Raw genomic sequence first — 12684 nt, 5'->3', positions numbered from 1 at the left:
ATGCGCACGAGCTGGGAGGACATACCGTGGGCCGGCTGACCGGTGGGGACCCCTCGCTGTTGCGACGGATCAATTCCGCGGTAGTACTGCACGCCCTGAGAGGGGCCGGCGCGCCGACGCTGACGGACCTGACACGGATCACGGGGCTGTCCCGGCCGACGGTCGAAGGGGTCGTGGAGGGGCTGTTCGAAGCGGGGCTCGTGGTCGAGGCGCTGCCCGACGAGGGCGAGGCGCGGCGCCAGGGGCGCCCTGCCCGGAGATTCCGTTTCCGGGCAGAGGCGGGGCATCTCCTCGGGGTGGAGATCGGTCCGCACCGGGTGTCGGCGCTCATCTCGGGGCTCGACGGCCGGATCGTCGGGGCGGGCTCCCGCGTGGTGTCGGAGACCGCCGGCGCGGATGACCGGCTCGACCAGGTACGGGCCGTCATCGCGGACGTACTGCGACGCACCGGGGTGGCCCGGAGCAGTCTGCGTGCGGTCGGCGTTGGCAGTCCCGGGATCGTGGAGGCCGACGGCACCGTGCGGCTGGGTACGGCGTTGCCGGACTGGACCGGCCTCGCGCTCGGGGAGCGGCTTCGCCGTTCGTTCCGCTGCCCCGTGCTCGTCGAGAACGACGCCAACGCCGCCGCGGTGGCCGAGCACTGGAAGGGCGCGGCCACCGAGTCCGACGACGTGGTCTTCGTGCTGGCTGGGCTGAGCCCGGGGGCGGGGTCCTTGATCGGCGGGCGTCTGCACCGGGGGTTCGGCGGGGCCGCCGGGGAGATCGGCGCTCTGCACCTGCTGGGCAGGGACGTGACGCCGGAGCATCTGCTGTCGACGACGGACACGCCACTGGACCCGCTGGACGAGCTTGCGGTGGCCGCGGTGTTCGCCAAGGCCAGGGAGGGCGACGCGGGGGCCCAGGCGGCGGTTGAGCGCTTCCTTCAGCGCCTGGTGCACGATGTGGCGGCGCTGGTGCTGGCGCTCGACCCGGAGCTGGTCGTGGTGGGTGGTTGGGCCGCCGGACTGGACGGGGTGCTGGAGCCCCTGCGCAGAGAGCTGGCCCGCTACTGCCTGCGCCCGCCCCGGGTGACCCTGTCGCTCCTCGGGGAGGCCGCGGTCGCGACGGGGGCGTTGCGGCTCGCCCTGGACCACGTCGAGGAGGAGCTGTTCGCCGTCGAGGGGGCCGTGACGGCCCGCCGCTGACCGCGGTGAGGGCCGGCACACGGACCGCGTGCGCATCGGCGGGCCGGGGCACGGGCGCTGCCCCGGGAGCCGGTTGATCACGGGCGCTTTCCCTGAGCGGGGTGAATCACCGACGCTTTCCCTGAGCGGGGTGGATCGCCGACGCTTTCCCCTGAGCCGGATCGGGCGGGGAAACACGCGCGCCCGCCGGCTCCCGGGGACTGGAGTCCTTGAGAAGCGGCGGGCGTGGGGCCGAGCGGGTCGGAGGCGTCAGGAGGCCTGGCGCTCCGGCTGTTCGTCGTGGCTGATCTCCAGCGCGCCGGAGTCCCCGAAGGTGAGTCGGCAGGTGTCCGCGCGGTAGGTGGCGACGGACACGGCAGCCGTACCGTCCGCGGTGAAGTAGCGGGTGGTGACGACGAGGACGGGGGCGCCGGGGAGCCGGTCCAGCTCCTTGGCGTCGGCCGCGCGCGCCGAGCCGAGCTCGACGGAGCGGTCCTGGCCTTGCAGGTCGAGCCGGTGCAGCTCGCGCAGCACGCTCCGGGCGCGGACGGCGCCGGACGGGGCCTCGATGGCGGAGAGGTCGGGCACCGAGGCAGCGGGGATGTAGAGGAGTTCCGCCGCCACCGCCTGCCCCTGGGTGTCACGGATACGGCGCACCACGTGCACCGCTTCGGCGGGGTCGGTGCCGAGCATGGAGGCCACCGCCGCGGGGGCCTTGTCCATGACGCTGTCGACCGGCTGCCAGGCCTCGCCGCTGACGCCGCCCGTCCATTCGTGCTGGGCGGTGGAGACGGCGATGCCCACGCGCGGCGGGGCGACGGTCGTCCCGACACCACGGCGGCGCTGCAGTCTGCCTTCGAGTTCGAGCTGCTCCAGGGCCTGCCGGAGCGTGGCTCGCGCGACACCGAACCGCGCCGCGAGGTCCCGCTCGTTGGGCAGGATCTCCCCCACCGCAAAGTCCGAGTCGAGTGCCTCACTGAGCACGGTCTTGAGGTGCCAGTACTTCGGCTCCTGTACCGATTCCAGCTGCGTGGTCCCCACCCTGATCCTCCGCAATCGCCCGGCGTCTTTTCCGCGACGTTATTTATTAAAGGTTCCTGTCTTAAGTGAAGACCCTAGGACGGCATACTCCCTTGGTCAAGACCAATCCTTATTCCGTAACGGAACGAAACGGGACTCTGGCGCAGAGCGTTCACACGACGTTCGTGGTGCCGTGAGGCGAGCGCAGCACAGAGCCCCGCCATCACGGCGGATGGCGGGGCTCTGACCAGGCCCGCGGCGGGCCTGTGGGGCACCAGGGGACCGAGGGGGCCGGTGGTCCTTTTGGTTATGCGACGGGCAGCCCGGAAAGCTTGTCCGGATTACGAATGATATAGGCGCATTGAATAACACCTTGGCTGACTTCGATCTGGAAGACGGTGTCGGCCTTCCCTCCGACGAAGTAGACGGCGGCGGGCCCACCGTTGAGCTCCACGATGCGGACCTCCCCGTCCGGGCCGAGGCTCCCCGCCACGGCGAAGAGGAAGCGGCCGACCTTGTCCGCGGTCTCGATGATCCGCCGCGGCGCCTTCGCCTTGCCACCGCTGTCGCTGACCAGCCGGACGTCCGGGGCCAGCAGTGCGAGCAGCTGCTCGATGCCGCCTCCGGAGGCGGCGGCCAGGAAGCGTTCGGTGAGATCGCGGCGCTCGGCCGGGTCCACGTCGTAACGCGGCTTGCGCTCCTCCACATGCCGCCTGGCACGGCCGGCGAGCTGCCGGACGGCCTCCTCGGTGCGGTCCAGGGCGGTGGCGATCTCGGCGTACGGGAACCCGAAGGCCTCCCGGAGCACGAACACCGCACGCTCCAGCGGCGAGAGTGATTCGAGGACGACCAGCACGGCCAGCGACACGGAATCGGCGAGGACGGCGCGCTCCGCGGTGTCCGGCACGGCGGGGCCGAACTCCGTGACCACCGGCTCCGGCAGCCAGGGCCCCGTGTACGACTCCCGGCGTGACTGGAGGTGCCGGAGCCGGTCGATGGCCAGCCGGGTGGTGATCCGCACCAGGAAGGCCCGCGGCTCCCGGATGTCCTCGCGCGCCGCCGCCGACCACCTCAGCCATGCCTCCTGGACCACGTCCTCGGCGTCGGCGATACGGCCGAGCATGCGATAGGCGACACCGGTGAGAACGGGCCGGTGTTCTTCGAAGAGCTCGGTCGCGGTGTCGACGGTCATCGGCCCATCCCAGCCCACCGGTCACGCGCTGTCCAGCGGGAATCGCCAAGCCCCTTGAACTACAAGCTACCCGGCGGTAATTGTTGTTGACGAGATGTCTACCCACTCCAGGGAGCAGCAGCATGACCACCACGGCCTCCTTCACCGTCGCAACGGCCGACGGCCCCCACCCGGTCTCGGTCGCGTACGAACGGACCGGCTCGGGCGAACCGTTGCTGCTCCTGCACGGCATCGGGCACCACCTGAGGGCCTGGGACCCGGTGGCGCGGATCCTGGCCGCCGAGCGCGAGGTGATAGCCGTGGATCTGCCCGGCTTCGGCACCTCGCCCGCGCTGCCGGACGGCGTCCCCTACGATCCCGCCACTGTCGGGAGGGTGCTCGGAGCCTTCTGTGCCGAACTCGGCCTGGACCGCCCCCATGTGGCGGGGAACTCGCTGGGCGGCCTGCTCGCGCTGGAACTGGGGCGCACCGAGCTGGTGCGGTCGGTGACCGCGCTGTCCCCGGCGGGCTTCTGGACCGAGGCGGAACGGCGCTACGCCTTCGGCACCCTGCGGGCCATGCGCCGGAGCGCGCTTGCCCTGCCGGTGGGGCTGATCGAGCGCCTGTCGCGCAGCGCGGCCGGCCGGGCGGCGCTCACCAGCACCATCTACGCCCGGCCCGGCAGGCGTTCACCGGAGGCCGTCGTCGCCGAGACGCTCGCCCTGCGCGGAGCGACCGGCTTTCACCAGACGCTGGAGACCGGTAGGGGCCTGCTCTTCGGCGACGACGTCAAGGGCGTCCCCGTCTCCGTCGCCTGGGGCACCCGCGACCGGATACTGCTGCGCAGGCAGGGGGTCCGCGCCAAGCGGGTGATCCCCCACGCCCGGCTCGTGCGGCTGCCCGGCTGCGGGCACGTCCCGATGAGCGACGACCCGGCGCTCGTGGCCCGCGTCATCCTGGACACCAGCCGCTGAGCCGGCCCGTCGGGGCGTCGGCGCCCCGACGGGGAGTCGCGCTCCGGCGGCTCCGCGCCGCCCGAGGACGCCGGAGCCGTACGCCACACCGGCACCGACCAAGAGGCTTCCCACCCCCTGCGCGAGACCGTACGTCCCGGCTCCGACGAGAGGTGCGGTCAGGGCGGCGGAGACCGGGATCAGGCCGGAGAAGAGCGTGGCGCGTTCGGCTCCGATGCGCTGTATCCCGCTGTACCAGCAGACGAATCCGATCACGGTGACGACGACGGCCTGCCACAGCAGGGCCACCGCCTCGCCGCCCGTCGGGACGCGCAGGAACGACCCGCCGTCCATCAGCAGACCGAGCAGCGCCGACTCGACGGCCGCGACACCGCAGACCGTCGCGGAGAGCAGCTTCGGACCGAGCGGCCGCAGCACAGGGACGGCGAGGACCGCGAAGCCGACCTCTCCCACGAGCGCGCCCACCGAGAAGAGCACGCCCGCCAGGTCGGTGCGCCCCCAGCCCTGGACGGTGAACGCCCCCACCGCGACGAGGCCGGCCGCGTACAGCGTGACGCGGGACGGGCGGCGGCCGTCCAGCAGCGGGACGAGCACGCCGACCACGATCGGCGCACAGCCCACGAAGACACCCGGAACAGCTGGTTCCGCCGATTGTTCGGCCGCCAGGACCGCCAGGTTGAACCCGACCATGCCCACGGCGGCGAGCAACCCGATCCGCCCCCATTGGCGACGGGTGAGACGACGCAGCCGCGCCGTCGTGGAGTCGGGATCACGCCGCAGGAACGGGATGAGCAGGAGCGCGGCGAGACCGTAGCGGAGCGCCTGGCCACCCGCGAACGGGTAGTCGCCGAGGACACTGTTGGCCGTGAAGGATGCCCCCACCAGCACACACGCGAGGGCCGCGAGGAGGGCCCCGCGCAGAGAGGTTGCGTTCATGGGGTCGACGCTAGGGTCGACGACGGACCGGTTTAAGGTCCACTTCCATGACGTCTTCGGGGACCAATTCGCATCGTCCGTCGGCGGAATCCCTCTCTCCGGCGTGGGAGTTGCTGCTGCCCGCCGCCTCCGCGCCGGCGCGCGGTCGGGGGCGCGCACTCCGGTCCGCACTGCGGGAAGCGGTCCGCTCCGGCCGCCTCGCGGCCGGCACGAGGCTGCCCTCCAGCCGTGAGCTCGCCGCCGATCTGGGGGTGTCGCGCGGGCTGGTCACCGAGGCGTACGAGCAGCTCACCGCGGAGAGCTATCTGCGCAGCGGGCAGGGCGCGGGTACCTGGGTGAGCGCGGGCGTACGCGCGGCGGAGCGTCCCGTACGCGACCGCGCACCGCGCGCGGCGGGCGCGCTGGTGGACTTCCGGCCGGGCACCCCCGATCTGTCCCTCTTCCCGCGCAGTGCGTGGAGCGCCGCCCAGCGGACCGTGTTCGGCCGGCTGCCGCACGGCGCGCTGGGCTACCCCGATCCGCGCGGGCTGCCGGAGCTGCGTGAGGCGCTGGCCGGGCTGCTCGCCCGGCGCCGGGGCGTGGTGGCCGATCCGGAGCGGCTTGTGGTCTGTTCGGGGGTGGCCCAGGCGACGACCCTGCTCGGCTTCGTCCTCCGGGACGAGGGCGTGACCTCGGTCGGGGTGGAGGATCCGGGCAGCCCGGAACACGCCTCGCTGTTCGCGGCGACCGGTCTGGGCACGGTCCCCCTTCCTCTCGACGACGACGGCCTCGCCCTCGCGCCCCTGAAGCGCTCCGGGGTACGCGCCGTGGTGACCACGCCGGCGCACCAGTTCCCCACCGGAATCGGGTACTCCGCGCAGCGCCGCGGCGAGCTGCTCGACTGGGCTCGGGACGCGGACGCCGTGATCATGGAGGACGACTACGACGGGGACTTCCGGTACGACCGGGCGCCGGTGGGAGCCTTGCAGGGGCTGGATCCCGAGCGGGTCGTGTACACCGGTTCCGTGAGCAAGTCGCTGGCTCCCGGCCTGCGGCTCGGCTGGCTGATCGCCCCCGCCGCGCTCACCGGGCGGATCGTCGCCCGCAAACGGACCATGGATCTGGGCAACCCGGTGATCGACCAGGCCGTCCTGGCCGACTTCATCGTGCGCGGCGGCTACGACCGGCAGTTGCGGCGCTGCCAGCGGGCCTACCGGGAACGCCGGGACGCCCTGGTGGCCGCGCTCGACGAGCACTTCCCCGGCGCGACGGTCAGCGGCATCGCGGCGGGCCTGCACATCATCGCCCGACTGCCCGCGCGGTACGGCCCCGAGGACGTCTTCCTGAAGCGGGCGGCCGGGGCGGGCATCGCGCTGCGGCCGCTGCGCGACTGCGGAACGGCCGACTCCGACGACGGCACCCTGCCCCTCGTCCTGGGCTACGCCCATCTCGCCCCCGGCGACATCGCCCGGGGGGTCGCCGCGCTGGCGGCCGCGTGGCGTTCCGGCCGGTCCGTCCCCGGCTGACGGGCGCCGTTCACCCGGGGTTGGGACTCCCGCCGCCGCGGGGCACTAGGCATGGGCCAAGACCGGCGCCGGTCCGGGTCTTCTCGCGAACGGCGCACCGCCCGCCCACCTCCCTGGAGGCGCTTCGATGTCCTACCGTCCGCGTATTCCCTCGCCCGGCCGCCGTGCCGTCCTGCGCGGCTCGCTGATCGCCCCGGCGGCGGTCGCCCTCTCCCCCGCGACCGCTTCGGCGGCGGCGCCCGCGCTGCACCTGGCGGGGCGGCCCGAAGCGTCGTGGGGTGTGCAGGTGGGCAGCGTCACCGCCTCGTCGGCGCTCCTGTGGGTGCGCTCGGACCGGCCGGCCCGGATGCTGGTGGAGACCTCGGCGACCGAGTCGTTCCGGCGGGTCCGCAGGTGGCACGGGCCGTCGATCGGCCCCGGTACGGACTTCACCGGCACCACACCCCTGTACGGTCTGCCCGCGGGCGAACAGGTGCACTATCGCGTGACGCTCGCCGATGCGGCCGATCCACGCCGTACCGGCAGACCGGTGTACGGGACCTTCCGTACCGCCCCGGCCCGGCGCCGCTCCGGGGTGCGGTTCCTGTGGTCGGGCGACATCGCGGGGCAGGGCTGGGGCATCAACCCGGACATCGGCGGCTACCGCGTGTACGAGGAGATGCGGCGTCTGGACCCGGACTTCTTCCTGTGCAGCGGCGACAGCATCTACGCGGACGGCCCGCTGGAGCCGAGCGTGACGCTGCCGGACGGCCGTATCTGGCGCAACGTCATGACCGAGGAGAAGGCGAAGGTCGCCGAGACGCTGGACGAATACCGGGGCAACTTCCGCTACAACCTGCTCGACCGGAACGTCCGCCGCTTCAACGCGCAGGTGCCCTCCGTCGTGCAGTGGGACGACCACGAGGTGCGTAACAACTGGTATCCCGGCCAGATCCTCGACGACGCGCGTTACACCGAGAAGAACGTGGACATCCTCGCGGCACGCTCCGTGCGCGCCTTCCACGAGTACGTTCCGCTCGCGCCCTCGTACGGTTCCGGGCGCCGTTCGCGGCTGTACCGGGTCGTGCACCACGGGCCGCTGCTCGACGTGTTCGTGCTCGACATGCGTTCGCACCGCAACGCCAACTCCCCGGGTCGGCAGGCCGACGACACGACGGGCATCCTCGGCGCCGAGCAGGCGCGGTGGCTGAAGCGCTCGCTGGCCGCCTCCCGGGCGGAGTGGAAGGTGATCGCCGCCGACATGCCGCTCGGCCTCGTGGTCCCGGACGGCGCGACGGACTTCGAGGCCGTGGCACAGGGCGATCCCGGGGCCCCGCTCGGGCGGGAACTCCAGATCGCCGAACTGCTCCGGTTCATCAAGCACCGCAGGATCACCGGCACCGTGTGGCTGACGGCCGACGTCCACTACACCTCGGCCCAGCACTACGCGCCGGAGCGGGCGGCGTTCAAGGACTTCGCCCCGTTCTGGGAGTTCGTGTCGGGGCCGCTGGCGGCGGGCGGCTTCCCGGCCAACGCGCTGGACGGCACCTTCGGCCCGGACCGGGTCTTCGTGCGGGCTCCCGACCGGGCCAATGTCTCGCCCATGGAGTCCCCGCAGTATTTCGGCGAGGTGGAGATCGACGGCGACAGTGCGGAGCTGACGGTGCGGCTGCGGGCCGAGGGCGGAGCGGTGCTGTTCACCAAGGTGCTCCGGCCGGGCCGCGTCGGGCAGTGAACCGAGGCTGGGGCAAGGCCCGTTGTCAGTGGTGGGTCCTACGCTTTTTTCATGACCCGATCCGTTCAGGCCTTGGCCTACGCACGCCCGTCCTCCCTGACGTCATCGCAGGTGGGGCCGTCCCTCGGTCTGGAGACCGCAGGGGGCCTCACCCCGCGCGGAGCGGAGGCGCACCCGCGGTTCTTCGCGGGCTTCCTCGCCGCCCCTCGGACAGCGGCACGCGGGCTGCTGGCGGTCGCGGACGTGGCCGCCGCCCGCTACTACCAGCGCACGTTGCCCGCCTCCCTGGACCCGGTGGTGACGGGCAACGGCGACCGGCTGCGCTTTGAGTCGTTCTCCGGCTGCTGCGGGGTGTACGCGCGCCTCGACGTGCTCCAGGAAGGTCTGGACGGCCGGGAGACCGGCCACGGAACGACGAATGTGGACGTGAACCCTCCGCTGCGGGAGGCGCTTTCGCGGATCACGGCGGATGATCCGCTGCATCTGCGGGTGGGTCCGGAGGAGCTGGCCGTGACCACGCTCGACGGTCCGGTGGTGGAGAAGAAGGTGCCGCTGCCCGACCGGTGGCTGCGCGGTTTCGCCGAGGCGCAGGTCGCCTCGGCCGGGTTCGATCTGCGGGCCGAGCTGACGGCGGCGCAGGCGGTGGCGTTCCTGAGTTCGCTGCCCCGCTCCCCCTCCTCGGGCCGTGCGGCACGCGGCGCCCGGTGGGTGGTGGCGTCCGGCGGGTCCCTGCGCCCGACGACCCGGCCGGTCCCGGGCGCGGTGTGCCTGCCGGGCCCTGAGCGGCTGGTGGCGTTGCAGCGGGTGTTGCGCGACGCGACGGCCCTGCGGGTGTACGGGCCGGTGGCCGACGGCGCGGCGGCGGCGAGCGCCTGGGAGGTGGTGCTGCCGGGGATGCGGCTCACGCTGACGCTCTCCCCCGACTCCTCCCGGGGGTTCTCGGGCGAGGGCGGCGTCCTGGAGGCGTTGGCCACGGATGACGCGGCGGCCGATGCCGAGCTGGTGTCGGTGCTGCTCGCCTGGGAGCCCCGGATCGAACCGGCTTCGCTGGCCGAGCAGGCGGGGCTGGGCGTGGAGCGGGTGCGCGCCGCGCTGACCCGGCTCGGCACGGCGGGCCGGGTCGGCTACGACCTGGCGGACGCCGCGTACTTCCATCGGGAGCTGCCGTACGACGCGGACCGGGTGGAGCGGCACAACCCGCGTCTCGTGGCGGCCCGCAGGCTGGCCGGTGAGGGCGCGGTGTCCCTCGACGGTGCGCGGGCGACGGTCGCCTCCGGGGACCGCCGCTACCAGGTGCGCGAGAGCGGTTCCGCGTTCACGTGCACCTGTCAGTGGTGGGCGGACTACCGGGGGCGGCGAGGGCCCTGTAAGCACGCGCTCGCGGTGCGTATGGTCCGCCGGGGTGCGACGGTCGCCGGTGGCACGCGATGAACGAGCTGCTCACCGCTGTACGGGCGGGGCGTCACCACGACGTGCCGCCGCTGGTGCTCGGTCTGGACCTGCCGGGCCGTCGTGCCGCCCTCGCCGGGTTGAAGGAGCTGCGCAAGGAGGTGCGGGGCTGGGACTGGCAGCGGCGGGACAAGATCCGCAAGGCGCTGCTGGTGGCCGGCGCGGGCTGTCACACCGGGGCGGCGGGGTGCGCCGCCTGGATCGGGGGCCGTGATCTGCGCGACTGGGCCCGATCTCCGTATCCGTTGATCCTGGCTTCGCTGAAGGACCGCGATCCGGCGTGGCTGGGCGATCTCGCCCACCGGTTCGCGGGGCGCGCGGCCCTCTCCGACGCGGAGTACACCTTCGTCGGCGAGCTGACGCGGATCGCCCAGGTCCCTCTCCCCGTCACGGACAACCTGGTCGTGGGATGGACGGAGCTGGTCAGCGCGGCTCGCTGGCGTGGCCGGACCCGGCGTCCGCTGACCGACATCCTGCGGGAGGATCCGCACTCCCCCGAGCTGGCGTCCCGGTTGTTCGAGATGCCGGAGCTGCCGCCGCAGGTCGACTTCTACGACGCGCCGGACTCGCAGGACCACTGGCCCGGGGCGCTGTGCGCACTGGCCGACGACGGGGTGTTGGACCGGGCACACCTGGTGGAGCGGTGCGTGACCCGTCTGATGCGCGGTGGCAGATCCGTCGATCAGCGGTTCTTCCTGGCCGTTCTCCTGCGACTGGGGACGACGGAGGAAGAGGAGGACCGGCATCTGCGGGACTGGACGGCGATGGCGACGGACGGGATCACGCCGGTCGCCTCGTACGCCCAGCAGGTGCTCGTACGGCTCGACGCGCGGGGGTTGTTGCCCACCCGGGAGCTGGCGGATGTGTCGGGCGCCGTGCTCTTCCGGCAGGAGAAGAAGCTGGTACGGGCCCAACTGACCCTGTTGGGCAAGGCGCTGCGCCGGGACGCCTCGACGGCGGACGAGCTTCTTCCGGCGGTCGCCGAGGCGTTCGTCCACGAGGGAATCGACGTCCAGGAGCGGTCTCTGAAGCTGGTCGCGCGGTATCTCCCCGCCGTCGCCGACCCGCCGGTGCGGGAGCAGTTGGCCTCCGCCGCCGCACAGTTGGGCCCATTGCACCGGGAGACGGTCATCGCCCTGTTCGGCGCTCCCGTGGAGGTGGAAGGGCCCGAGGCGTACGAGGAGTTCCTGCCGGCCGCGCCGGTGCTGCGGCGTCAGGAGCCCGCGCCGGGGACGGTGGCCGAGCTCGTCGAGGAGGTGGCCGCCCGGGTGAAGGCGCATGCGTCGGAACACCGGATCCCGTCGTCGGCCACCATGGACCCCTCGGTCGGGGTCACCGGTTTCGAGCGGGCGTTCGACGGCCTCGTCCGGGTGGCCCGGACCGACCGGGAGGAGCTGACGGGGGCTCTGCGGGAGGCACTGGCCGGTGTCCACTTCGTCGAGCAAGGCCTGTCTCCGTACATGATCGATCCTCGGTCCATCTCGACCTCGCACGGACTCTCCGTCGTGGTGGCCTCGCTGCTGGGCCTGGTGTCCGACCGGGACAGGGCCGCGTGGCGGGCGAAGACGACCGTCTCGGGGCCGGGCGCCTGTGCCCACGCCGCGCTGAACGGGGTGCTGCTCGACCGGGCGTGGGAGGCGGCGGAGGCGATAGCGGTCGGGGAGGCGCCGTTCCTGCTGGCCACGCCGACCTGGCACACCGGGGCGATCGAGGCGGCCGAGCTCGTCGAACGGCTGCGGACGTATCGGGAGGTGGGCGCCCGTCCCGGCCCTGCCGACTTCGGCCAGGCCCTGCTGCGGGTCCGTCGGGGCGGCGGCCCCGAGGGGGCGGACGTCGCTGCGGCGGCCGAGGCGCTGGGTACCGGCGAGGGCGACCGGCTGGCCGCCTGGATCCGTGCCGACGAGCCGGTGGCCCCGGTGCTCCGGCATCCGACGACCGCCGTCTCCCGCCCGTCGGCGGGCAATTGGTGGCAGCGGACGACGACCGGGGCCCGTCAGGTGCTGCTGGCGACCCAGGAACGACCGGTGATCCGGCGTGAGTTCCCCGAAGCCTTCCGCTGGCTGGGCCGGGCGCAGCTCCCCCGGGCGCAGGAGTGCTACCACTGGGGGCCCGAGCGGTCCGCACACTGGACGGCGACCCTGCCCGAGGATCCGGAGACGCTCGCCGCCTGGTTGATGCCGAACCTGCTGTTCGCCGCCGACCAGGGGCAGCGGGGAGCCGCCGGGTTCCTGCCGGCCCTGGCGGAGAGCGCGGGCGAGGTGGGCGGGGCGACGCATCTCGCGCTGGCCTACGGTCTCGGCGCGCGGTACCCGGAGGACCGGACGGCGGCGGTGGACGCCCTGCTCGTGCTGGCCGCGGGCGGCAGGCTTGACGGCGCGTCGCTCGGACGGGAGCTGGCGATCCTGGTCGACCGCGACCTGGTGAAGGTGAACCGCACGGCCGACGCGCTCGGCACGGCGGCCGCCACCGGCGCGTACCGAACGGTACTGACCGTGCTGGCCGCGATGCTGCCGGGTCTCCTGGCGTACGAGAAGACGCCCCGGGGGCTCGGCGACCTGCTGTCCGTGGCGGCCGAGTGCGCCGAACGCTGCGGTACGGGCGGGATCCCGTCGATAGCGGGGCTCGCGGCCACGGCGGGACGCAAGGGCACCTCCCAGACGGTCCGTCAGGCCGCCCGGCTGCTCGCGACGTTCCCTGCCGTGGCGGAGAGTTCCACGGAATCTGACCGAAAACGACGATAGGCGACCAGATC

8 protein-coding genes and 1 pseudogene are annotated in these 12684 nt (G+C 73.1%); 6 read left to right on the top strand and 3 right to left on the bottom strand.

Annotation, left to right across the window (positions count from 1 at the left end; genetic code table 11):
- The first annotated feature begins 26 nt into the window (after positions 1 to 26).
- Positions 27 to 1184: an ROK family transcriptional regulator gene (locus tag ACIQRW_RS30100; protein WP_403766075.1), complete on the top strand. Its 1158-nt coding sequence runs from the start codon at positions 27 to 29 to the stop codon at positions 1182 to 1184.
- 249 nt (positions 1185 to 1433) lie between these two features.
- Here ACIQRW_RS30100 and ACIQRW_RS30095 read toward each other — a convergent pair whose 3' ends face one another.
- Complete coding sequence (locus ACIQRW_RS30095; RefSeq protein WP_403766072.1) at positions 1434 to 2204, bottom strand: GntR family transcriptional regulator; 771 nt, start codon at positions 2202 to 2204, stop codon at positions 1434 to 1436.
- A gap of 286 nt (positions 2205 to 2490) precedes the next feature.
- Positions 2491 to 3375, bottom strand: a complete 885-nt coding sequence (gene sigJ, locus ACIQRW_RS30090; protein ID WP_403766069.1) for an RNA polymerase sigma factor SigJ — start codon at positions 3373 to 3375, stop codon at positions 2491 to 2493.
- 122 nt (positions 3376 to 3497) lie between these two features.
- Between sigJ and ACIQRW_RS30085 the strand changes: the two genes are divergently transcribed.
- Positions 3498 to 4328, top strand: coding sequence for an alpha/beta fold hydrolase (locus ACIQRW_RS30085; RefSeq protein ID WP_403766066.1), 831 nt, complete (start codon positions 3498 to 3500; stop codon positions 4326 to 4328).
- 93 nt (positions 4329 to 4421) lie between these two features.
- On the opposite strand, the pseudogene ACIQRW_RS30080 reads toward ACIQRW_RS30085, so the two are convergent.
- A pseudogene (locus ACIQRW_RS30080) lies at positions 4422 to 5264 on the bottom strand (DMT family transporter); the annotation flags it as partial.
- Between the two features lie 47 nt (positions 5265 to 5311).
- On the opposite strand from ACIQRW_RS30080, the gene ACIQRW_RS30075 reads away from it, so the two are divergent.
- From ACIQRW_RS30075 to ACIQRW_RS30060, 4 genes are all read left to right on the top strand, one after another.
- Positions 5312 to 6769, top strand: coding sequence for a PLP-dependent aminotransferase family protein (locus tag ACIQRW_RS30075; protein ID WP_403766063.1), 1458 nt, complete (start codon positions 5312 to 5314; stop codon positions 6767 to 6769).
- A 127-nt stretch (positions 6770 to 6896) separates the two neighbouring features.
- On the top strand, positions 6897 to 8483 hold the full coding sequence (locus tag ACIQRW_RS30070) for an alkaline phosphatase D family protein (RefSeq protein ID WP_403766060.1): 1587 nt from the start codon (positions 6897 to 6899) through the stop codon (positions 8481 to 8483).
- A 51-nt stretch (positions 8484 to 8534) separates the two neighbouring features.
- Positions 8535 to 9914, top strand: coding sequence for an SWIM zinc finger family protein (locus tag ACIQRW_RS30065; RefSeq protein ID WP_403766057.1), 1380 nt, complete (start codon positions 8535 to 8537; stop codon positions 9912 to 9914).
- Positions 9911 to 12673, top strand: coding sequence for a DUF6493 family protein (locus ACIQRW_RS30060; RefSeq protein WP_403766054.1), 2763 nt, complete (start codon positions 9911 to 9913; stop codon positions 12671 to 12673). The genes ACIQRW_RS30065 and ACIQRW_RS30060 overlap by 4 nt, the downstream gene beginning before the upstream one ends.
- Positions 12674 to 12684 lie beyond the last annotated feature (11 nt).

The organism is Streptomyces sp. NPDC091287, from assembly GCF_044768525.1.
GTDB lineage: Bacteria > Actinomycetota > Actinomycetes > Streptomycetales > Streptomycetaceae > Streptomyces.
This window is presented reverse-complemented; position numbering and strand designations above follow the sequence as displayed.

Excerpts from the sequence above, each read along its gene's own strand:
- ACIQRW_RS30085 (WP_403766066.1), top strand. The coding sequence starts at position 3,498 with ATGACCACCACGGCCTCCTTCACCGTCGCAACGGCCGACGGCCCCCAC.
- ACIQRW_RS30075 (WP_403766063.1), top strand. The coding sequence starts at position 5,312 with ATGACGTCTTCGGGGACCAATTCGCATCGTCCGTCGGCGGAATCCCTC.
- sigJ (WP_403766069.1), bottom strand. The coding sequence starts at position 3,375 with ATGACCGTCGACACCGCGACCGAGCTCTTCGAAGAACACCGGCCCGTT.
- ACIQRW_RS30065 (WP_403766057.1), top strand. The coding sequence starts at position 8,535 with ATGACCCGATCCGTTCAGGCCTTGGCCTACGCACGCCCGTCCTCCCTG.
- ACIQRW_RS30070 (WP_403766060.1), top strand. The coding sequence starts at position 6,897 with ATGTCCTACCGTCCGCGTATTCCCTCGCCCGGCCGCCGTGCCGTCCTG.
- ACIQRW_RS30060 (WP_403766054.1), top strand. The coding sequence starts at position 9,911 with ATGAACGAGCTGCTCACCGCTGTACGGGCGGGGCGTCACCACGACGTG.